Genomic DNA, 21,786 nt, shown 5'->3' with positions numbered 1-21,786 from the left:
AACCACCATCAACATCCAAATTATTTTTTTCAAACTGGCGTAGGGGTAGAGTTACTTTTCGTTGTCTCAATTTAAAATAGACACAATGAAGCATATTACAACACCAACCCAAAAACAATCCCTTACCTATAAAACCATTAAAGCATTGGTCTTTTTTGGCCTACTATTCTGCACCATCAACAGCCGTGCACAGGTCAATACCTTTAGGGTTCATGTAGGTTTGATATACCCGATCAGCAGCAATGGCAAGCATGCCCCATTAGATACCAATGACCTATCCATCAATCTAATTGCAGGTGTTTCTGCGGTAGAAAAAGGGTTTTCCTTTGCAGGCTTATCAAACATCGTACGCTACAATACTTATGGAACCCAGATCGCAGGTTTCTCTAACCATATCCTAAAAAAGGCAAATGGTTTGTTATTGGCAGGTTTTGCCAATACCTACGGACAGGGCAACGGAGCAGCCTTTGCAGGTTTTACCAATATTGCCCACGGTAATGTAAACGGTCTACAGTTTGCGGGTTTCGCCAACATTGCCAAAAACATAAACGGGGGCCAATTTGCAGGCTTTAGCAATACCGCCAAAAATATCACCGCATCGCAGTTTGCGGGCTTTATCAACATCGCTAAAAATGTAAAAGGATCGCAGTTTGCAGGTTTTATCAATATTGCCAAAAAAGTAAAAGGCGCGCAGATCGCAGGTTTCATCAACATTGCCGACAGTAGCGATTACCCAATTGGGATCGTCAACTTCATTAAAAAAGGAGAGAAGAGCCTTGGCGTAAGTATAGATGAGAACCAAACTACCATGTTAACCCTCAGGTCGGGTGGCAAAGTGCTGTATGGTATTTTAGGGGTGGGTTACAACCTTAAGAACAAAGATGAGGTATACGCCTACGAAGCGGGCCTTGGTGCTCACTTCTTGCAGTCTAAGGTATTTAGGGTAAATGCAGAGCTTACCGCAAGTGGACTAGAAAGTTTTGAAAGTGGCGAATACTTTAGAAGCTCGTTCAAACTGTTTCCAGCCGTAAAGCTATTTAAACAACTAGAGCTATTTGCGGGCCCAAGTTTTAACTATACCAGTACCAATAGCACCGAGGGATTGGCCTTAAATGCCGACCATAAAACACTGCGCACCTGGCAAAACAAATGGTCAAGCTACCAGCAGACCTTATCAATAGGTTACTGCGGTGGCCTGCACTTCATTTTCTAGCCTTAACATACTTTAACATTAATTAACATAAACCAAATATTGTTCCTGAAAACTGCATTTGCAGAGTTATAGCTCAATAAATAGATACGATAAACATCATTGATGAACCCTAAAATAAACACACAAATATGAAAGCCCTTTTTACCATTGCAACCATTTTTCTCCTTTTTATATCCTGTAAAAAAGACAGGCTAACAGCAAATGGAGATATGAAAACAGAGACAAGAACACCAGGTACATTTACCGGCATCCGCGGTAGTGGATCAAATGACATCCATATCAGTTATGGTAGCGAGTACAAAGTAGAACTAAAAGGTTCTAGCAACCTTATCCCTTATTTTAAGACCAATGTGGTGAACAACAAACTGGTATTGGACTACGGAAATGCAAGTGTATGGCGCGATGACCTTGAGGTATTTGTAACCCTACCCATGCTCAAAAGCATCAACCTCAGCGGTAGCAGCGAGGTTGAAGTAAAAGGCAGCTTCCCTTTGGTCAACTTCTTCAGTGTAGACATTAGCGGATCCGGAGAAGTTAAGGTGGCCGATTTAATGGCTACCGAAGAGCTTGATGTAACCATTTCTGGTTCTGGTAATGTTGATCTACAAAAAATGGCCAGCAAACGTGCTGATGCAAGTATCTCAGGCTCTGGTGATGCACGCCTTAAGGTAGAAGAGCTGTTAAAGGCAAGCATTAGTGGTAGTGGTAAGGTTTATTATACAGGTAGTCCAGTAGTAGAATCGCGCATTAGCGGATCTGGTAAGTTGATCAAATTTTAAAACCCACAACCATGCAAAGCCTCGAAACTTATTGGCAATCTTTCAGCTCCCTGTTCGGGGCCAAAGAAGTTGCGTTAAGCAGTGTATATCAGTTGCAAAAAGATGCACCTAACTTGGTGGCCTATACCTTGCCATTGGTGTTTCTTTTAACCATTATAGAGTTTTTAGTTTCGCACTATGGCGAGCATAAAACCTATGAGCGTAAAGAAACATTTGGGTCTTTGTTGATCGGCCTGGGCAACCTTACGGTTAACCTCTTGCTAAAAACAGCTTTAGTGTGTGGGGCCATTTGGATCTACAATCAACTGCCTTGGCGTATGGAACTGAATTGGTGGACCTTGATCATCTGTTTTATCTGTTACGATTTCTGCAGCTATTGGTCGCACCGCATCTCGCACTACAACCGCTTCTTTTGGGCAACGCATGTGGTACACCATTCGGCAGAACATTACAACCTAACCGTAGCATTTAGACAAAGTTGGGTACAGCATTTTAAAACAGTGTTCTTTATTCCGGTAGCTTTAATGGGCTTCCACCCAGTGGTGTTTTTAATTGCCAGCCAACTGAGTACTTTGTACCAATTTTGGGTACATACCGAGGCCATTGGCAAGCTGCATCCTTTTATAGAAAAATACTTCGGTACGCCATCAAACCATAGGGTACACCATGGTAGTCAAGACAAATACCTAGACAAAAACTTTGGCGCTACTTTTATGATTTGGGACCATCTTTTCGGCTCTTTCCAGTACGAAGAAGAACAGCCTATCTATGGTTTAACCACACCAGTAGAAAACAAAACAAACCCGTTTGTATTGAACTTTCACGAATATAGAGACATGTTGCACGATGTTAAACAGAGCGATGGACTAAAAGAGATGCTGTTCTTCATCTTTGCAAGTCCGGCCAAAATATATCGACACAAACTAAACAAGGCAGAGAAAACGGTAAAAACAAAGCCAGCTGGCAAATGGATCGTTAAAATAGCCGTGTTTGCAATCATGCTATTGCTTAGCCAGCTGTTGTTTGCACAAGAGCGTACGGTTACCCCATTGCCTACCCCAAAAAGCAAAGACCTGCTCTTCTTTTTACAACGTACGCCAGATGCCAATACGGTGATCTACGAATTGAACTATAAAAGTGATGGGGTGATAGACAGCCAATCGCCGATTAAAGGATCATGGATCAGGTATGAAGAAAACGGAAAGACGAAGGCCCTAACGGGGATAGAGAAAAAGTTTGCCTATGGGGTGAAATGTAAAGCCTTAGGCAACGATGTGTACGAGATCCGCTTGGCCGCCTATCAGAAAATGCCGATGTATCTGCTAAAATCGGAAACCGACCAACAGTATAGGATGTACATTAAGGACGATGGGAAAAACCTATTGCTAAAAAGGGTTTTTGTAAAGATAAATGGAGGCTCGTTCTGGTTTCCGAAGGTAGAGTACATTGATTTTTTACCACAAACAGCGACACAGGAAAAGAGATCTTAAAAAGGATCAATATAGATGGATGAAGAGCAATAGATGAACCTTGATTACAAATGCCTGAAAATTTGATCGGTATAAGAAAGAAAATTAATACTGAGGGCATATATTTGAACAACAATTAAAACTTTGAGCATAACGACTACCATTTCTGCCGATACCAGTAACCAGGCTTTTGAGCAAATATTTAAAACTCATTACAAGGCCCTGCATGCCTATGCCCATGTGATTTTAAAAGACATGGATCTGGCAGAAGAGATCGTGCAGAACATGTTCTTAAGGTTTTGGGAAAAAAGAGAACTGCTGAACGTACAGACTTCGGTAAAAGCCTACCTGTACAAATGTACCTATAACGATAGCCTCAACTACCTCAAGCATGAAAAGGTGAAGACGAAATATCAAGACTTTACCGTACATACCATGGATACAGAAAGTGAAGCAGCATCGGCAAGGGTAGAACTGAATGAACTAGAAGGCAAACTAAGGGTGGCACTGAACGAGCTGCCAGAACAATGTAGAACGATATTCCAGATGAGCAGATTTGAGGAGCTAAAATATAGAGAGATCGCAGACCAATTGGGCCTATCTATCAAAACCGTAGAAAACCAGATGGGCAAGGCCTTAAAGCTTTTGCGTATCAAGCTGGCAGATTTTCTGATTCTGATTGTATTGGGCATCATGTATTACAAAGATTTTTTTAACTAAGGCAATGGAAATGAATGATGAATTATTGATAAAGTTTCTGTTAAAGGAAACGAGTGAGGATGAAAATACCATCGTTAATGATTGGCTATTGGCAAGTCCGGCAAATGCGGCGCAATTGACCCAGTTTGAAAAAATCTGGAATGCAAGTAAACAATTGGCAGCTACAAGCCAGGTTGATGAACAACAAGCCTGGTTAAAGTTCAAGGCAAAGGCCGATGCCTTACCTGTTGCGCAGCCCATTGTTAAACCCTTAAAAAGAAACCATTTGTGGCTTAGGATTGCTGCGGTGTTGGTGGTTGCTTTTAGTGTATGGTCTCTTTATACCATACTTGCACCATCGGCCTATATAGAAGTAGTGTCTACCGATCAGGTATTGAATAAGACACTGCCCGATGGATCAGCGTTGACCATTAACAAAAATACCCAGATCAGTTATGCCAACAACTTTAAGAAAAATAGAAGTGTACGCCTAAAAGAAGGTGATGTGTTTTTTGATGTAGCGCACGACAAACAACATCCATTTGTGATTGATATAGACGATGTAGATGTAGAAGTGGTAGGTACATCGTTTAACATCAAACATCGAAAAGACAACACCGAAATTGTGGTAGAAACAGGCATCGTAAAAGTAAAGTTGAACGACCAAGAGATCAGATTGGTTAAGGGAGAGAAGCTGTTGATCAGTCCTGCCACCAAGCAGCTGCAAAAAGAGCAGAGCACCGATCAACTGTACAACTATTACCGTACCAAGCTCTTTATCGCCAATAATACACCGCTTCAGAAACTGGTAGAGGCCCTCAACGAAGCCTATGGAAGTAACGTCGTAGTTGATGATAAGGTGAATGTTACCTTTACCGGGCCACTAGAACTAGGCAATCTAGATCAGAATCTGTCAGTAATCTGCGATGCCCTTAAACTTAAAATAACCCGTAACCAAAAAGAGATTTTATTGTCTTACCCATAAGAATGCGCAATCAACTCATCATCATATTTATACTCTTAACAGAACTTTGTAAGGCACAGACATCGGTAGCAACCTATCCGCATAATCTTTCTAAAAGGGTAACCTTCGATTTTAAGCAACAACGCGTCGGCGATGTATTGCAACAGATCAGCAATGCCGGAAACTTTTATTTCGCCTACAATGGCGCATTGATCGCACAAGACAGTATCGTTAACCTTAACGTAAAAAGCATGCCTGTTAGAGATGTGCTAGACCGATTGTTTGACGGCAAGGTGGATTACAAAGAGAATGAGAAATACATTATCCTCCGTTATGCCGTCAACCAGTTTACCATAGAGCCAGACAATATTACCACAGCTGATAACCTCTATTTGATCAGCGGTTATGTGGTTGATATCAAAACAGGTAAAAAGGTTAAGCAGGCCAGTGTTTACGAAAAACGTTTATTACAGTCTACCCTAACAGATGACGAAGGTTATTTCAGTTTAAGATTCAAGGGAGAACATGCCTCCATCGTTTTAACCGCAAGTAAAGAAACCTATCGTGATACTGCTTTGGTGTTTCTGTCTAGTATCAATATCAAACCCGCTGGTTACAACGACCCTGACAAAGAAAAAGGTACATTGTTTGAGAACACCATCGAAGAGCTGGGGATTGGTAAGTTTTTCCTTTCGTCAAAACAGCGGATTCAAAATATCAATATTCCCAACTTTTTGGCCAACACCCCTTTTCAGGCTTCCCTTACACCGGGTCTCAGTTCGCATGGCATGATGAGTGGGCGGGTGGTAAACAAAGTATCATTAAATATTATTGGAGGGTATACCGCCGGTGTTGATGGGGTAGAAGTAGGAGGGGTATTTAACCTGAGCAAAGGTAATGTAAAAACACTACAGCTTGCTGGTGCATTTAATGTAGTGGGTGGCAATGTAGATGGAGTACAGATTGCTGGGTTGATCAATAGTGTACAGGGCAGTTCAAAAGGAGTGCAGATTGCAGGACTAACCAGTCTGATCAAAGGAAACGTAAATGGATTTCAGATTTCTGGTGTGGGCAATGTGGCAAGTCAACACCTCAACGGGATGCAGATTGCAGGCTTGGCCAACATTACCAGCCGTAGCAGTAAGGGTATGCAGATCGCTGGTGTGGCTAATATCACGTCCAGAACATTGAGGGGCATGCAGATTTCTGGTCTTTTAAACTATGCCAAAAACAACCAAGGTTTTCAGTTGGGTCTGATCAATCTGGCCGACAGTTCTTCTGGCGTAAGTTTGGGCCTGATCAATATTGTTAAACATGGCTACCATAAGGTAAGCTTCTTTACCAACGAACTGGTTAATGCCAACGTGAGTCTAAAAACAGGTAATGCCAACTTATATACCATCTTTTTAGCCGGTAAAAACTTTTCAGATACAGCAAAGATCCTTACCGGAGGCTTGGGGCTTGGGCACGACTTTATCCTGAACAGAACCTTCTCTGTAGCTGCAGAGCTCACTACACAAGGATTGTACCTGGGTAGTTGGGATGAGACTAAAATGTTGACCAAGTTCCAGACCAATCTACACTTGAAGCTATTCAATGGCCTTACCATTTTTGGCGGCCCTAGTTATAACCTTTACTCAAGTAGTAAATTAATAGAGAACAGTGCTGTAGGTTACAAACAGCAGATTGTACCCAATAAACATCAAGACATTAATGGCAACAAAGGTTGGCTAGGCTGGAGTGCAGGTATCACCATCTTTTAATTTAATTATAAATTAATTTATAAATGAATGAATATTCATTTATATTTGTACCATGAGGGTCAGAGATGAAGATAAAGTAAAGCTGGTAAAGCAAAAGGCACTAGAGAGTATCGTTAAAGAAGGTTTTGAAGGCTTTAGCATGAATAAATTGGCCAAGGCCTGTGGCATATCTGTTGCTACACTTTACATCTACTATAAAGATAAAGACGATCTGATCATCAGTATTGCAAAAGAAGAAGGCGATAGGATGGCCAATACACTGATCCAGAATTTTGATCCATCTTTCTCTTTTGAAGAAGGAATGCGCATACAATGGAAAAACCGTTACACCTACATGGTAGAAAATCCATTGGCCAACTCATTTTTTGAACAACTAAGAACCTCTACGTATCAAAGTCGGTTCTTAGAAGATTTCATGAAAAAGTTTAAAACCGTGATCAGCGAATTTATGCATGGTGTGGTAGCAAGGGGTGAAATGAAGCCCATGCCCTTAGAAGTTTTCTGGTCGGTGGCCTATGCCCCACTTTATTCTTTGGTACGCTTTGATAGAGAAGGCCAAAGCATCCGGGGCAAGCCATTTAAAATGACAGACCAGGTCTTATGGCAAACTTTCGACTTGGTTATCAAAGGACTAAAAAATTAACGATCTACAGCTAATGGAAAACCTAGACCACATCTTACTATTTAAAACAGACATCAAAAGTGAAGCCTGTAGAGCAAAGCTAGAAGACATACTGAACAACCACGAAGGAATCAGCAAATGGAACGTAGCTTTAGACGATTCTGACTGCGTGCTAAGAGTAATCTCTTACACCTTAAGCCATCAACAAATTATCGAATTGATCAATTATCACGGCCATTCTTGCTGTGAGTTAACTTAACATTTAATGAAACCAGAACAAACAGTTATACCCTTTACGGGGTATCAAAAGATGGTTATTTTCCTATTAGCCGTTACCCAATTTACGGTGATCTTAGACTTTATGGTCATGTCGCCACTAGGTGATATCCTAATGAAATCTTTGACCCTAACACCAGCTGCCTTTGGTGTGGCTGTTTCTGCCTACGCCTTTAGCGCAGGTATATCTGGCCTGCTTACCGCAGGCTTTGCCGATCGTTTTGACCGCAAAAAACTTTTATTATTTTTCTATGTCGGATTTATTGTAGGTACCATATTCTGTGGCATGGCCCATACCTATGTAGAACTGGTTGCCGCCAGGATCATTACTGGCCTGTTTGGTGGGGTAATTGGTTCTATCTCTATGGCCATCATTACAGACGTATTTAACCTGCAACAACGTGGTAGGGTAATGGGTTTTGTACAGATGGGCTTTGGCGCCAGTCAGGTTTTAGGTGTACCTATCGGACTTTACCTAGCCAATATCTGGGATTGGGAAGCACCTTTTCTAATGGTAGCAGGCTTAGCAGTGATCATTGCCGTATTGATCTTAATGCAGCTCAAACCATTAACGGCACATTTGGCCTTTCAACGAGATAAATCGGCCTTTATGCACCTGTGGCATACCTTTGCCAAGAAAAAGCACCGAATCGGTTTTACCTCAACTGCCCTGTTATCTATCGGTGGTTTTATGATGATGCCTTTTGGGAGCGCATTTGCCGTAAACAACCTAAATGTAACCAATGCCCAATTGCCGATGTTGTTTATGATTTCTGGTCTGAGCTCGCTGTTGATCATGCCGATCATTGGCCGTTTAAGCGATAGTGTAAGTAAATTTAAGATATTTATGGTGGCTTCCATCTGGATGATGGTCATGTGTGTGGTGTATACCAATTTATCTGGTACCACCTTTTGGTTGGTTGTGGTGTTGAATATCTTGATGATGATGGGGGTAATGAGCAGGATCATCCTTCATCAGCCTTAACCAGTGCCATTCCAGATTTAGAAGATCGCGGTGCTTTTATGAGCATCAATGCTTCTTTACAGCAAATTGCTGGTGGTATAGCTGCGGCAGTTGCAGGGAAGATCGTGATACAAAGAACAAAATTCAGCCCTTTAGAAAACTATGATATTGTAGGCTATGTGATCGTGGTCATTTCAATCCTCAGTATATTTTTAATGTACAGGGTAAGCAAGCTGGCTGCCGGTAAAGGAAGCCAAGCCTTAACCGATATTAAAGAAGAAGTGGTAATGAGCGAAGGAGTTTAATCGTACCGCCCCTAATAAAAAGTCCCTACGGCCAATTGACCTTAGGGACTTTTTTTGTTAATCTGGATTTGCAGTCTTTGTTAGTCGAGATTTGCAATCTCGACTACGCTAATTGTGGATTTTAAATCCACCCAACAAGAAGTCTGGATTTAAATCCAGATCAACAGTAAGAATAGTTTTGTTATCCCAAACTCAAGTGATTTAAAATATTTTAACAATTCAATAAAATATTTTTCTCTACTTTTACGGTGTGAAAAACTTAGGCATCTTTTATCTGATCTTAGTGGTACTGCTTTCGGCATTGCCATGCAGCGATGAATTGAGCGCTCGTGATTTTACACAAAACATCATCGCCAAGGTTGAACATGGCAAACAAGAGGGCAGCACTGAAGCCTGTTCGCCAATTTGTTTATGTACTTGCTGCGGGCAAAGTGTGGTGGCTACCTCCTTTATCAATTTCAGTATTGAAGTTCCAATTGCAGAACTTATAGCTCCGATTGCCAGCTATGAGTTTGCCTTGCAACAACGACCAGTAAACATCTGGCAACCACCCAAACTTGCGGTTAATTCTTAGTGATTAACTAAAATACCCATTTCATCCCCCTTACCCGTTGCAATCCGTGTTATGCGTATTGTAGGTTAATCATTCTGTTTTTTTATGCGATGTCAATTGCACAAGGCACTGTTATGTTTCTTGTCAATTGATGATTTATCAATTATTAATCGTTAAACGTGTGTTAGATCAAATTATAAAATTTAGCATAAGGAACAAACTTACCATAGGTTTGTTGACCTTATTATTGATCATTTGGGGTGTTTGGAGTGCATCTAAACTACCCATTGATGCCTTGCCCGATATTACAGACAATCAGGTGCAGATCATTACCCAATCGCCAACATTGGCCGCTCAAGAAGTAGAACAATATGTTACCTATCCCATTGAAAAATCGTTGGCCAATCTGCCAGATATTGTAGAGATGCGTTCTTTCTCAAGGTTTGGCCTGAGCGTAATTACAGTGGTATTTAAAGATGAGGTAAACATCTATTTTGCCCGACAGCTGATCAGCGAAAAACTAAAACAAGCTGAAAAAGAAATACCCGAAAGATTGGGCAAACCAGAATTGGCACCCGTAACTACGGGGTTGGGCGAGATTTATCAATATGTGATCCACCCTAAAAAAGGAAGTGAGAGCAAGTATTCGGCAATGGATCTACGTACCATGCAAGATTGGATCGTAGGCCGTCAATTATATGGTATACCAGGTGTTGCAGAAGTTACCGGTTTTGGTGGTATTACCAAGCAATATGAAGTAGCCGTAAACCCCGACCGTTTAAAATCCTTAGAAGTAACTATTCCAGAACTGTTTTCGGCCATAGAAAAAAACAACGAGAATACAGGTGGTGCCTATATCGACAAGAAACCAAATGCCTACTTTATTAGAGGGATTGGGGTGGTAAAAACCTTCGAAGATATTGAGAATACCGTAGTCAAAAGTTCAAAAAATGGCACCCCCATTTTGGTTAGGGATGTAGCCAAAGTACAATTCGGTACGCCGCCTCGTTATGGCGCCATGACCTATAATGGCGAAAAGGAAGTAGTAGGAGGTATAGTACTGATGCTAAAAGGAGCAAACAGTTCTGAAGTAGTGAATTTGGTAAAGGAACGAATGAAGACCATACAAAGTTCTCTCCCTGATGACGTTGTGATCGAACCTTTTTTAGATCGGACCAATTTGGTAAACAGGGCCATCAGTACTGTAGAAAAAAACCTGATTGAAGGTGCATTGATCGTGATCTTTGTGCTCATCGTTTTCCTTGGAAATTTTAGGGCCGGGCTTATTGTGGCATCTGCCATTCCATTGGCCTTGCTTTTTGCCATGGGCTTAATGAACCTTTTTGGAGTAAGTGCCAACCTGATGAGCTTAGGAGCCATAGATTTTGGTTTGATCGTAGATGGAGCCGTAATTATCGTAGAGGCAACGCTACATCATCTAGGCCTCAGGAAATCGATCAATAAGCTTACCCAAAAAGAAATGGACGAAGAGGTGTTTGTTTCTGCCTCCAAAATACGGAGCAGTGCCGCCTTTGGCGAGATCATCATTTTGATCGTCTATATTCCAATCCTTACCCTGGTGGGAATTGAAGGGAAAATGTTCAGGCCAATGGCCCAAACCGTAGGTTTCTCTATTTTGGGTGCCTTGATCCTATCATTAACCTATATCCCAATGATGTGTGCTTTGTTCTTGTCTAAAAAACCTCAGCATAAAGAGAATTTTTCTGACCGGATGATGAAGTTTTTCCAAGGATCTATCAACCACTTTTAGTCAAAGTAATCAAGATCAAAGATATCGTTACCGGAATTACCATTGGCGTTTTGGCCATCACTGTTTTTGTGTTTAGTAGAATGGGAGGCGAGTTTATCCCTACCCTGGAAGAAGGTGATTATGCCATTGAATTTGTACTGCCACAAGGGGCATCGCTTAGTCAAACGGTAGAAACTGTAATGCAGGCCGAACGGATCATCAAAAAGTTTCCAGAAGTAAAGATGGTGGTTGGTAAAACTGGCGCTGCTGATGTGGCCACAGACCCAATGCCCATGCAGGCTACAGATATCATTGTGGTTTTAAAGGATAAAAAGGAATGGAAAACCAGCACAAATTTTTATGAGCTGGCTGACCTAATGAAAGAAAAACTCGAAAATATCCCTGGTGTAATTGCAGAACCTAGCCAACCTATACAAATGCGGTTTAACGAGCTGATGACAGGATCAGGCAAGATGTGGCCGTCAAGATTTTTGGCGAAAATTTGGATACCTTGGCCAATTATGCCAATAAGGTAAGCAAGGCGATCAGCAACATCAAAGGTATAACCCAACCGCAGATCGAAAGGATTTCGGGTTTGCCACAGATTAGTATCGAATACGATCGAAGCAGGATGGCCGGTTATGGTTTAAATGTGGTCGACATCAACCATGTGATCAGTACTGCCTTTGCGGGCGAAACCGCAGGGCAGGTTTATGAAAACGAACGGAAGTTTGATTTGGTCATCCGTTTAGACAGTGCCCATCGTACCAATATAGCCGATGTAAACAATCTGTTTATACCAACCAACAGTGGCAACCAGATTCCCTTATCGCAAGTGGCCAATGTAAGCTACAAATTGGGTCCGGCACAGATCAGTAGAGAAGATGGGAAACGTAGGGTATATGTATCTTTTAATGTGGATGGAAGAGATGTGCAAAGTGTGGTAGAGGATATACAATCGAAATTGGCCAAAGAGGTGAAACTGCCACCAGGTTATTATTTTACCTATGGTGGTACGTTCGAAAACCTTCAAAAAGCATCCAAAAGATTGATAATCGCCGTTCCATTATCGCTGGTCCTGATTTTTATCTTACTGTACTTTACCTTCCGTTCATTTAAACAAGCTGGATTGATTTTTACCGCCATCCCGATGAGTGCCATTGGTGGGGTATTTGCCCTATTGCTTCGGGGTATGCCTTTCAGTATCTCGGCAGGGATTGGTTTTATCGCTTTATTTGGCGTAGCCGTACTGAATGGGATTGTATTGATCGGCACTTTTAACCAATTGGAAAAGGAGGGCTGGACCGATGTGGTGAAAAGGGTGATAGAAGGAACCAAGATCCGCTTAAGACCAGTATTAATGACCGCAACAGTTGCCAGTTTAGGTTTTTTACCAATGGCCTTAAGCAGTAGTTCGGGAGCAGAAGTACAAAAACCTTTGGCTACAGTAGTAATCGGTGGTTTACTGACCGCTACCTTCTTAACCTTGTTTGTATTGCCATTGCTCTACATCATTTTTAGTTCAAAAATAACCTTAAAAACAAGTCCGAAAATGAAAACGGCCATAGCCACCCTAATGGTATTATGCTTTGGGCTTTTGCCAAGTGCAAAGGCGCAAGACAAAAACCTGTCTGTTGAAGATGCCATTCACATCGCGCTTAAAAACAATACCGAAGTGAGGGCCAAAAGTTTAGAAGTATTGGCCATGCAGAGCAAGAAGAGAACTGCAGGCGAATTGCCCAAATTAGACCTCAACGCACAACTCGGTCAATACAACAGTACCAATTTCGATAATGCTTTTGAACTTTCTCAAAGTATTCCTTTCCCAACATTATTCGGTGCAAAAAGAGCATTGGTCAACGCAGAAGTAAAAAGCAAGGAATGGCAGCAACAGATTACCGAAAACGAGTTGAAAAACCAGGTAAGAAGTTATTATTACCAATTGGTCTACCTGCAATACAATAAGACCAAGCTGCAATACTTGGATACTTTATATATAGATTTTGTAAAAGCAGCAGCCCTACGTTTCAAAACTGGAGAATCGAAAAAACTGGAATTGAGCACTGCCGAAACCAAAAGGGGAGAGATCAGCCTGTTGTTGCAGCAGAATGAGACCTATATCAGCAATGCTTACCAAAACTTAAAAACATTGATGAATACTAAGACCGATTTCAGCATTGCAAATCCCCCAAGGTACGAACCATTAATGGTCAGCGCCCTATTGGATAGTACGGCAATTGCCAATCACCCAATTGTAAGGTCATTGTATCAAAACGCATTGATTGCCGAGCAGAACATTAAAGTGGAAAAAGCATTGGCGCTACCCGATTTTAAGGTGGGATATAACAATCAATCGTTGATTGGTTTTCAGAACATCAATGGTGAAGAAAGATATTTTGGTGCAGGTAAAAGGTTTAGTGCAGTAAGTTTCGGAATAGCCATTCCCCTAACCTTTGGGGCCAACAAAGCACGTGTACAATCATTGAACTATCAAACACAAGCTGCAGAAGCTACGGCCCAATATCAGCAGCAGCAATTGGAAACCCAGTTGAAGAATGCCTTACAACAGTATCACCAATATAGGGAGCAGTACAATTATTACCTGCAAAAAGCACTGCCTAATGCTGCAGAAATTGTGCAGGGTGCAAAATTGGGCTACCGTACAGGTGATATCAATTATGTGGAGTATTTATATGCCCTACAAACGGCAACTGATATAGAACTGAAATATTTGGAAGCCATCCAACAGGTTAACCAAGCAGTGGTCTCCATTAATTATTTGATGAATAAATAAAATCTAGCACAATGAATTTCAAGATAAAAAACTCGAAAATACTTACCACTGGCCTTTTACTCACGCTATTTGTAAGTTTGATAACAGCCTGCAATGGCGAAAAAACAAAAGAAGCAACAGTTGACCCCAAAACTAAAAGCGAAAGTGCGACAGCAGAAGCCCCACATGAGGAAGAAGAGCCAAGCATTGCTACTTTAAGCCAAGAACAGATCAAAACCGTAGGTATTCAATATGGCACTGTAGAACAGAAGCAATTGACGGCCACCATTAAAGCCAATGGTAATTTGAGGGTGCCCAATAACAACAAGGCCAATGCCACATCTTTGTATGGAGGGGTCATCAAATCTATCAATGTACAAGTTGGAAGTTATGTAAAAAAAGGTCAGGTAATCGCTACCATTACCAATCCACAGTTTATCCAATTGCAAGAAGAGTATCTGACCCTTGGCAGCAAGATCACTTTTGCAGAGCAAGAAGTACAACGTCAAAAAGACCTGAACGCAGGCAATGCTGGTGCATTGAAAAACCTGCAAAGTGCCAATGCCGAACTGGGCAGTTTGCGTACCAGAAAAGCATCTTTGCAACAGCAATTACAATTAATGGGCATCAATCCCAATACTTTGGCCAATGGCAATCTCAAATCATTGTTGATGGTAACCAGCCCCATCAGTGGTACAGTGAGCGAGCTATTCTCTAAAATTGGAAGTTACGTAGATGTATCTTCTCCATTGGCAGAAATCGTAGACAATAGCCAACTACATTTAGACCTCAATGTGTTTGAGAAAGACCTACCCATGCTTAAAGTTGGCCAGACCATCCATTTTACATTGACCAACAACCCTACGGTTGAATACGATGCTCAGGTATTTAGTATAGGCAGTGCTTTTGAAAATGAAAGCAAGACCATCCCAGTGCATTGTACCGTAAAGGGCAATAAAGCTGGGCTGATTGATGGAATGAACATTACAGGGTTTGTAAGCATCAACAACGTAACCACTTCTGCGGTGCCAAACGATGCCATTGTTGAAGCAGATGGCAAAACTTATATTTTTATCATCACTGATAAAAAACCAGAAGAAAAGCATGAAGAAGGAGAGGAACACAAAGAAGCCAAAACCGATGTAAACTTCGAAAAGATAGAGGTAATCAGAGGAGTATCTAATCTAGGTTTTACGGCTGTAAATTTTGTGACAGACATACCAAAGGAAGCAAAGATCGTAACCAAAGGTGCATTTTTTATCAATGCCAAACTGACCAATACCGAAGGGCATGGGCATTAAAAAACAAATTTGATTGCCTAAACTGTCATTCTGGGCAAGAATGGAACCTTAAATGTAAGAGGTTACCGCGTTCAGGATGACAGTTATTTGTCTCCTCAAAATCATCTTGTAAAAAAGAATTTGCAAAATAATACCATTCGGTATATACTTGTGCTGTCAAATTTAAACAGACATGTCTAAAGCAGAACGAACCAGAGCATTTATTATAGAAAGAACGGCACCTATCTTTAACAAGAAAGGATTTGCTGGTACATCTTTAAATGACATCACTGCTGCAACAGGTTTAACAAAAGGCAGTATCTATGGTAATTTTGCCAACAAGGATGAAGTAGCCTTGGCGGTTTTTGATTACAACCTCAACAAACTAAATACTGCCGTTGCGATTGAGTTTGCTAAGCAGGCTACTGCCAAAGACAAATTATTGGTGTATGCCGATAAGTATGAACAGATATTCGATCTTCCATTTTCAGAAGGGGGCTGCCCAATTCTAAATACAGCCATTGAAGCTGATGATACCCACCCCGACCTCAAAAAACGGGCGGCCGCAGCCGTACTTTCTTGGAAGAACAAATTGGTACAGATCATAGAAGAGGGAATAACAAACAAAGAATTTAAGACGGATGTTGATGCCGAACAATTGGCGTTGACCATGATTGCCACCATTGAGGGTGGAATAATGATTGCCAAATTATTAGGCAAAGCCAAACATTTTGCAATGATCATGCAGTCGATGAAAAAGATGATAATAATGAGTTAAATTTTTTTGGTTAAAAATATACCGATTGGTATAAAAAATATATTTTAAAAACAAATCATAACATGAAAACAACAAACAATACCATATTGATTACTGGCGGAAGTGCCGGTATTGGTTTCGAAACAGCAAAATTATTAAGCGAACAAGGCAACAAAGTGATCATTACCGGTAGAGATCAGGCCAGGCTAGACGAAGCAAAAGCAAAGTTAGGTGATGTGGCCGCCATCAAGGCCGATGTAAGCAAAGCAGAAGAGGTGCTACAATTGGTAGCTACGTTAAAACAAGATTTCCCCGAACTGAACATGGTGGTGAATAATGCAGGAAGAGCATTGCTTTACAATTTGGCAGATGAAGATCAGGATGCCTTTGCAAATGCAGCAGATGAAATGTTGACCAACTATCTATCCATTATTAGATTGAACCAACAATTGTTGCCTTTATTGAAACAACAAGCAACAGCTGCCATTGTCAATGTCTCGTCAGTCGTGGCCTATGTACCGGGTATTACCTTGCCAACCTATGCTGCCAGTAAAGCTGCGGTACATTCTTACACTACATCGTTGAGGTTAAGCTTGGCAAATACACCTGTTAAAGTGTTCGAATTGATGCCGCCACTGGTAGATACGGAGTTCTCGGCAGGTATAGGTGGCCACAACGGCATCAAACCTTCGGTAGTTGCCCAAGAATTGTTAAGGGCATTGGAAAATGATGATTTTGAAATCCGTGTTGGAGATACCGCTAAGATGTATGAATTGTTTCGTTCTTCACCCCTTGATGCGCTGAATGTTATGAATGCCAAAAGAGAAGAATGGATAGAAAGCACACCAAAATGACGAAAAAGAAACTTGCATTTGCCTTTTTAATGGCTATGGTAACCACAGGTATTGTTACCTTTGTGGTTATTGTAGTTAACATTGGTTTAAACAATCAATTTTTTAAGATATGGTTAAAATCATGGCTAATTGCCTATACAGTTGCAGTTCCGGCCATTTTAACCATTGCACCACAAATTGAAAAACTGGTAAATAAGCTGATCAAAGAAAAGAATTTGCCGCAACAATAACATTATGAAAAGAGTAGTCATTACCGGCCTTGGCGCCATTACACCATTAGGTAATTCAGTAAACGAATTTTGGGAGAACATCATTGCGGGCAAGAGTGCCGCAGGCCCAATTACCAAGTTCGATTCTAGTAAATTCAAAACTCATTTTGCTTGTGAAGTAAAAGATTTTAACATCGAAGCATACTTGGACAAAAAAGAAATCAAAAAGTACGATTTATTTACACAATATGCGATTGCCGCAAGCGACCAGGCCATTAAAGACAGTGGGTTGGATTTTACGACAATGGATGAAACCGAAAGGTATAAAGTTGGGGTGATCTGGGCAACCGGAAACGGTGGTATTTCTACTTTTGAAAGCCAATTGAAAGAATTTAATGCAGGAGACGGTACGCCTAGGTTTAGTCCGTATTTTATCCCTAAAATGATTGTAGATATTGCAGCTGGCGTAATTTCCATCCGCCACCAATTGCATGGGCCAAATTATTGCACGGTATCTGCCTGTGCTTCATCTAATACAGCCATTATCAATGCTTTTGATACCATTAGGTTAGGTAAGGCAACCATCATGATTGCAGGTGGCTCAGAAGCAGCGATCACCGAAGGTTCTGTTGGTGGTTTCAACTCGGCACAGGCTTTAAGTAAGAACAATGAAAACCCACTTCAAGCTTCAAGGCCATTTGACAAAGACCGTGATGGTTTTGTAATGGGCGAGGGTGCTGGAGCATTGATCTTGGAAGACCTGGAGCATGCCTTAAAAAGAGGAGCAACCATTTATGCTGAACTGGTGGGTAGCGGAATGGCAGCTGATGCCTATCATTTAACGGGTACTCATCCAGAGGGTCTTGGTGCGGTATTGGGTATGCGTTATGCCATGGAAGAAGCAGGGATTGAAGCGAGTGACGTAAGCTACATCAATGCACATGCTACTTCAACGGGTATTGGAGACATCAGCGAATTGGTGGGCATTAAAAATGTGTTTGGAGATGTACCTGTAGCCATTACCGGAACTAAATCCATGACGGGTCATTTGTTGGGTGCGGCTGGTGCGATAGAGAGTATCATTTCGGTCTTATCGGTAAAAAATGATGTAATCCCAGCTACCATCAATACCCAAAATCTGGATGAAGAAATTCCAGAAGGTTTAAACATTGTTTTGGGCAAACCCATCTATCAGATCGTAAATTATGTACTCAACAATACTTTCGGCTTTGGTGGACATACCGCTACAAGCTTGTTTAAAAAGTATAAGCCTTAATTAAAATAAATGTCAATCTGAGCCTGTCGAAGATGTATTGATGAAACATTTCGATAGGCTCAATATGGCAATCCATCTTTTTGTCTAACAATCGACAAATTCAGTTTGAGGTTTAATTTGTCAGGGCCTTTTCAATTTTGGATAACAGCATATCGATCTCAAAAGGTTTCGCTAAAAAATCATCTGCACCAGCGGTTTCTGCAGAACGTTTCAAATCATTGCTTGCAGAGATTAGAATTACTGGAATGTTCTTCGTGAGTTCCTCACTTTTTAGCTTTTTGCAAAGTTCCCTGCCATCAGTGCCCGACATCCAGATGTCCAGCACATAGATATCAGGTAATTCTTGTTCAAAATTAAGTATCGTATGCCCGTTTAAGGTCGCATTTACTTCATAACCTTCCATTTCTAACATCATGCCAACGGCATCTAAAATTCCCGGATCATCATCTGCTACTGTTATTCGTTTTTGTTTGTTCATGGTGTGGTTGGTTATAAAAATCGAGTCGCTGTAGGGCTAAATTCTTTGGTTAATAATGATGACGGTTGATCGGAATGGAGAAACAGAATTTTGAGCCCTGACCTTCTGTGCTATCTACCCATATTCTTCCACCCTCACGTTTGATCATCTCTGATGAAATATAAAGCCCCAATCCAAGGCCTGGGAAAGTATGTTGCATGTTGCCACTAACCCTATAAAATTGTTCAAATACCCTATTCAGTTTATCTGACGCAATGCCGATACCAAAATCTTCCACACAAACCTCTACGTTTGTACCAGAAATGCTGGTATGGACAATGATTTTTTCGGCATTTGGAGAATATTTGATGGCGTTTGTAATCAAATTGGTCAATACTTGGCTTACTCTTTCCTTGTCTGCAAAAACCAGCCCCACTTCTTCAAGGTTTTCTACAATCTGATGGTGTTCTGTGGTATGTTGCAGGTCTTCGATTACAAAATGGATCATTTCATTAAAGTCGAAATGGGTATGGTTATATTGTAGTTTCCCAGCATTTACCTTGGTTACATCAAGTAGGTCGCCAATCAAACTCGTTAACCGATTCAATTGCGCATCCATTTTTCGCATCAACCCTGCTTCCATAACATCTCCTTTTTTTAGCAATATTTTTTCCAATACCTGTGAATAAGCCTTGATACTGGTTACTGGAGTTTTCAATTCGTGACTGGCAATGCCAATAAAATCATCTTTCTGTTGCTGCAATTGCTTCGTCTCCGTAATATCAAAGGATACGCCAATAAAGGTAATTGGGTTGCCTTGCTCATCATATTGTGCTTTTCCACTTTCTTTGATCCAGTGTATAGAATTGTCTGGCCAACGGATCGGATATTCGGCTCCGTATACCTTGCCATTTACAATAGCACTGTTGATTCCCTCAATTACCGCGGTCTTAAAAGGATCTTCAATGAAATTGAAAAGTTCGTCGTAACTGAGCTTTATGTTTGGCAATAAACCATAGTTCAGGTTAAACTGTTCAGAAAACCTGATCTGATGTGTTTTAAGGTTAATTTCATAAGAACCTAAACTCCCAGCCTCTAAAGCGATGGCCAATCTTTGGTTGATCTGTATTAGCTCTTCTTTGGCATTGCGTTGTTGGGTAATGTCCATTACCGTACCCAGCATCCGCAAAGCTTTCCCATCGCCATCATAATATATTTTTCCTTCAACCCTGATCCAATGTATCGATTGGTCTTCCCATATTACCCGTGCTTCATAATAGATATGGCCAATGTCTAAAGCCCTTCTATGGGCATTTAAACGAATAATGTGGTCGTCTGGATGGATTGCTTTAACATACTCTGCCCTAGAGGCATGGCTTTTAAAACCAAAGATTTCGTCAAAACGTTCAGAGGTCGTCATCGTCCCTTTGCGTAGGTCGAGGTCAAAAGAACCCAAACCGGATGCAGCGGTTGCCAACCTGGCCCGTTCTTCTGCATCTTGGATCTTACGTTTGCTTTCGAGCATCTCGGTTACATCAACCGAAACCACCATGATCCTGTTGATGGTACCATCCGCATCTTTTAGTGGCTCATATACATAATTGATAAAAAAAGTTTGTTTTTTGCCATTTCGGATCAATGTTGTAGGCTGCTCGTTACCATAATGGGCAATTCCAGTTTGTAATACCTTTTTAAGGATATGGTCGAACCCTAAAGTTTTAGATTCTGGTATGGCTTCCCAAAGTGGTCTGTTTTCGAATTCCTTTCTGGTTTTGCCTGCAATCTGCAGGTAAGCATCATTTACAAGTTCTACAAAGAAGTTTTCTCCTTTTAAGATGATCATACCCACGGGCGCCTGTAAAATCAACTTGCGGAAATTCTCTTCACTTTCTTTAAAGGCCTGTTGTACAGCAATCTCTTCTGTAATATCTTGTAGCGTGCCATTTAGACGATAGGCAATGCCCTGTTCGTTGTAAAGTGCTTTTCCTTTGGCTTTAACAATCCTTTCCTTACCATTTTTTGCATTAACAATGGTATATTGAACGATATAATTACCACCTGAAGAAAACTCTAAAGCTTTTAATATAGCATCGTTTACCCTTTTTCTATCCTTTTCTATAATAGAATTGAGGGCCAGGCTTAAATCGATTTCAGCCTCTGGTGGAAGCCCAAACCATCTTTTTAATCTATTGTTCGCTGTAAATTTATTGGTTAAGGGGTTAAGGTCCCAAGTACCCAGTTCGGCAGCATTCAATGCAAACTCCAGCTTATCGTTGCTGTCGTTTAAAGCTTGTAGTGTATTTACCTTTTGCGTGGTTTCTGTACAGGTTACATATACACCAGCAGGCTTTCCCGATTCGTCGTGGGCTGGGCTATAGCTAAAGGTCCAATACACATCTTCAATTTGTCCATTCCGAAAAATAGGGATCAATTGGTCTTCGCTCCAAGTAGCTTCACCTCCAGCTAAAACTTGGTCTATCAAAGGTTTAATGATAGGCCATATCTCTACCCAGGCCTCTTCGGCCCGCATGCCCATAATAGATGGATGTTTCCCATTGTTACCTAGACTAGGACGATAAGCATCATTGTAAAAACAGATCAGTTCTGGTCCCCAATATAAAAACATGGGGAATTTAGAATTAAGTAAGATGCTTAAGGTGGTCAGCAGGCTTTGTGGCCATTCGGCTACAGGTCCCAAGTAGTTTTTGCTCCAATCAATAGAGCGAATTAAAGCGCCACATTCGCCTCCCTTACTTAAGAAACCTCGATTCATACGTTGTTAACAAGTTGTTTGTTTAAACAAACAATTTATTCATTTGTTCA

19 protein-coding genes and 1 pseudogene are annotated in these 21,786 nt (G+C 41.1%); 18 read left to right on the top strand and 2 right to left on the bottom strand.

The window, feature by feature from the left end; all coding sequences use genetic code 11:
• Positions 1–85: 85 nt before the first annotated feature.
• From ACFJIZ_RS13595 to fabF, 18 genes and pseudogenes are all read left to right on the top strand, one after another.
• Positions 86–1,213: a hypothetical protein gene (locus ACFJIZ_RS13595; RefSeq protein WP_379084918.1), complete on the top strand. Its 1,128-nt coding sequence runs from the start codon at positions 86–88 to the stop codon at positions 1,211–1,213.
• A 128-nt stretch (positions 1,214–1,341) separates the two neighbouring features.
• Complete coding sequence (locus ACFJIZ_RS13590; RefSeq protein ID WP_379084915.1) at positions 1,342–1,992, top strand: head GIN domain-containing protein; 651 nt, start codon at positions 1,342–1,344, stop codon at positions 1,990–1,992.
• 11 nt (positions 1,993–2,003) lie between these two features.
• Positions 2,004–3,482: a DUF4833 domain-containing protein gene (locus ACFJIZ_RS13585; protein ID WP_379084912.1), complete on the top strand. Its 1,479-nt coding sequence runs from the start codon at positions 2,004–2,006 to the stop codon at positions 3,480–3,482.
• Positions 3,483–3,605: 123 nt separating this feature from the next.
• Complete coding sequence (locus ACFJIZ_RS13580; RefSeq protein ID WP_379084909.1) at positions 3,606–4,181, top strand: RNA polymerase sigma-70 factor; 576 nt, start codon at positions 3,606–3,608, stop codon at positions 4,179–4,181.
• Between the two features lie 4 nt (positions 4,182–4,185).
• Positions 4,186–5,145, top strand: a complete 960-nt coding sequence (locus ACFJIZ_RS13575; protein WP_379084906.1) for a FecR family protein — start codon at positions 4,186–4,188, stop codon at positions 5,143–5,145.
• Positions 5,146–5,147: 2 nt separating this feature from the next.
• Complete coding sequence (locus tag ACFJIZ_RS13570) at positions 5,148–6,887, top strand: STN and carboxypeptidase regulatory-like domain-containing protein (RefSeq protein WP_379084903.1); 1,740 nt, start codon at positions 5,148–5,150, stop codon at positions 6,885–6,887.
• Between the two features lie 52 nt (positions 6,888–6,939).
• Entirely contained in the window at positions 6,940–7,530 is a 591-nt protein-coding gene (locus ACFJIZ_RS13565) for a TetR/AcrR family transcriptional regulator (protein WP_379084900.1), read from the top strand.
• A 13-nt stretch (positions 7,531–7,543) separates the two neighbouring features.
• A complete protein-coding gene (locus tag ACFJIZ_RS13560; RefSeq protein WP_379084898.1) occupies positions 7,544–7,768 on the top strand; it encodes a hypothetical protein in 225 nt (74 codons plus the stop codon).
• 6 nt (positions 7,769–7,774) lie between these two features.
• Positions 7,775–8,770, top strand: a complete 996-nt coding sequence (locus tag ACFJIZ_RS13555; protein WP_379084895.1) for an MFS transporter — start codon at positions 7,775–7,777, stop codon at positions 8,768–8,770.
• Positions 8,698–9,054: a hypothetical protein gene (locus ACFJIZ_RS13550; RefSeq protein WP_379084892.1), complete on the top strand. Its 357-nt coding sequence runs from the start codon at positions 8,698–8,700 to the stop codon at positions 9,052–9,054. Before ACFJIZ_RS13555 ends, ACFJIZ_RS13550 begins: the two co-directional genes overlap by 73 nt.
• A 250-nt stretch (positions 9,055–9,304) precedes the next feature.
• A complete protein-coding gene (locus ACFJIZ_RS13545; protein WP_379084889.1) occupies positions 9,305–9,628 on the top strand; it encodes a DUF6660 family protein in 324 nt (107 codons plus the stop codon).
• A 130-nt stretch (positions 9,629–9,758) separates the two neighbouring features.
• Positions 9,759–12,837: pseudogene (locus ACFJIZ_RS13540) on the top strand (efflux RND transporter permease subunit); the annotation flags it as partial.
• 72 nt (positions 12,838–12,909) lie between these two features.
• The gene (locus ACFJIZ_RS13535) at positions 12,910–14,151 is read left to right on the top strand and encodes a TolC family protein (RefSeq protein ID WP_379094036.1); all 1,242 of its coding nucleotides are present in this window, start codon (positions 12,910–12,912) and stop codon (positions 14,149–14,151) included.
• Between the two features lie 11 nt (positions 14,152–14,162).
• Complete coding sequence (locus ACFJIZ_RS13530) at positions 14,163–15,431, top strand: efflux RND transporter periplasmic adaptor subunit (protein WP_379084886.1); 1,269 nt, start codon at positions 14,163–14,165, stop codon at positions 15,429–15,431.
• A gap of 172 nt (positions 15,432–15,603) precedes the next feature.
• On the top strand, positions 15,604–16,188 hold the full coding sequence (locus ACFJIZ_RS13525) for a TetR/AcrR family transcriptional regulator (RefSeq protein ID WP_379084883.1): 585 nt from the start codon (positions 15,604–15,606) through the stop codon (positions 16,186–16,188).
• A 62-nt stretch (positions 16,189–16,250) separates the two neighbouring features.
• Positions 16,251–17,021: an SDR family oxidoreductase gene (locus ACFJIZ_RS13520; protein WP_379084880.1), complete on the top strand. Its 771-nt coding sequence runs from the start codon at positions 16,251–16,253 to the stop codon at positions 17,019–17,021.
• The gene (locus tag ACFJIZ_RS13515; RefSeq protein WP_379084877.1) at positions 16,997–17,251 is read left to right on the top strand and encodes a DUF2798 domain-containing protein; all 255 of its coding nucleotides are present in this window, start codon (positions 16,997–16,999) and stop codon (positions 17,249–17,251) included. Before ACFJIZ_RS13520 ends, ACFJIZ_RS13515 begins: the two co-directional genes overlap by 25 nt.
• Before the next feature lie 4 nt (positions 17,252–17,255).
• Positions 17,256–18,506: a beta-ketoacyl-ACP synthase II gene (fabF, locus tag ACFJIZ_RS13510; protein WP_379084874.1), complete on the top strand. Its 1,251-nt coding sequence runs from the start codon at positions 17,256–17,258 to the stop codon at positions 18,504–18,506.
• 112 nt (positions 18,507–18,618) lie between these two features.
• On the opposite strand, the gene ACFJIZ_RS13505 is transcribed toward fabF, so the two are convergent.
• The gene (locus ACFJIZ_RS13505) at positions 18,619–18,984 is read right to left on the bottom strand and encodes a PleD family two-component system response regulator (RefSeq protein WP_379084871.1); all 366 of its coding nucleotides are present in this window, start codon (positions 18,982–18,984) and stop codon (positions 18,619–18,621) included.
• 49 nt (positions 18,985–19,033) lie between these two features.
• A complete protein-coding gene (locus tag ACFJIZ_RS13500) occupies positions 19,034–21,736 on the bottom strand; it encodes a PAS domain-containing protein (RefSeq protein ID WP_379084868.1) in 2,703 nt (900 codons plus the stop codon).
• Between the last annotated feature and the right edge of the window lie 50 nt (positions 21,737–21,786).

Source organism: Pedobacter sp. UC225_65, assembly GCF_042698365.1.
GTDB lineage: Bacteria > Bacteroidota > Bacteroidia > Sphingobacteriales > Sphingobacteriaceae > Pedobacter.
Note: the sequence above shows the minus strand (reverse complement) of the source record. Positions and strands in the feature narration are given on the sequence as shown.

What these genes read in the sequence shown, in the direction of transcription:
- ACFJIZ_RS13595 (WP_379084918.1), top strand. Translation starts at nt 86, where the DNA reads ATGAAGCATATTACAACACCAACCCAAAAACAATCCCTTACCTATAAA.
- ACFJIZ_RS13590 (WP_379084915.1), top strand. Translation starts at nt 1,342, where the DNA reads ATGAAAGCCCTTTTTACCATTGCAACCATTTTTCTCCTTTTTATATCC.
- ACFJIZ_RS13585 (WP_379084912.1), top strand. Translation starts at nt 2,004, where the DNA reads ATGCAAAGCCTCGAAACTTATTGGCAATCTTTCAGCTCCCTGTTCGGG.
- ACFJIZ_RS13575 (WP_379084906.1), top strand. Translation starts at nt 4,186, where the DNA reads ATGGAAATGAATGATGAATTATTGATAAAGTTTCTGTTAAAGGAAACG.
- ACFJIZ_RS13570 (WP_379084903.1), top strand. Translation starts at nt 5,148, where the DNA reads ATGCGCAATCAACTCATCATCATATTTATACTCTTAACAGAACTTTGT.
- ACFJIZ_RS13565 (WP_379084900.1), top strand. Translation starts at nt 6,940, where the DNA reads ATGAGGGTCAGAGATGAAGATAAAGTAAAGCTGGTAAAGCAAAAGGCA.
- ACFJIZ_RS13560 (WP_379084898.1), top strand. Translation starts at nt 7,544, where the DNA reads ATGGAAAACCTAGACCACATCTTACTATTTAAAACAGACATCAAAAGT.
- ACFJIZ_RS13555 (WP_379084895.1), top strand. Translation starts at nt 7,775, where the DNA reads ATGAAACCAGAACAAACAGTTATACCCTTTACGGGGTATCAAAAGATG.
- ACFJIZ_RS13535 (WP_379094036.1), top strand. Translation starts at nt 12,910, where the DNA reads ATGAAAACGGCCATAGCCACCCTAATGGTATTATGCTTTGGGCTTTTG.
- ACFJIZ_RS13530 (WP_379084886.1), top strand. Translation starts at nt 14,163, where the DNA reads ATGAATTTCAAGATAAAAAACTCGAAAATACTTACCACTGGCCTTTTA.
- ACFJIZ_RS13525 (WP_379084883.1), top strand. Translation starts at nt 15,604, where the DNA reads ATGTCTAAAGCAGAACGAACCAGAGCATTTATTATAGAAAGAACGGCA.
- ACFJIZ_RS13520 (WP_379084880.1), top strand. Translation starts at nt 16,251, where the DNA reads ATGAAAACAACAAACAATACCATATTGATTACTGGCGGAAGTGCCGGT.
- ACFJIZ_RS13515 (WP_379084877.1), top strand. Translation starts at nt 16,997, where the DNA reads ATGGATAGAAAGCACACCAAAATGACGAAAAAGAAACTTGCATTTGCC.
- fabF (WP_379084874.1), top strand. Translation starts at nt 17,256, where the DNA reads ATGAAAAGAGTAGTCATTACCGGCCTTGGCGCCATTACACCATTAGGT.
- ACFJIZ_RS13505 (WP_379084871.1), bottom strand. Translation starts at nt 18,984, where the DNA reads ATGAACAAACAAAAACGAATAACAGTAGCAGATGATGATCCGGGAATT.
- ACFJIZ_RS13500 (WP_379084868.1), bottom strand. Translation starts at nt 21,736, where the DNA reads ATGAATCGAGGTTTCTTAAGTAAGGGAGGCGAATGTGGCGCTTTAATT.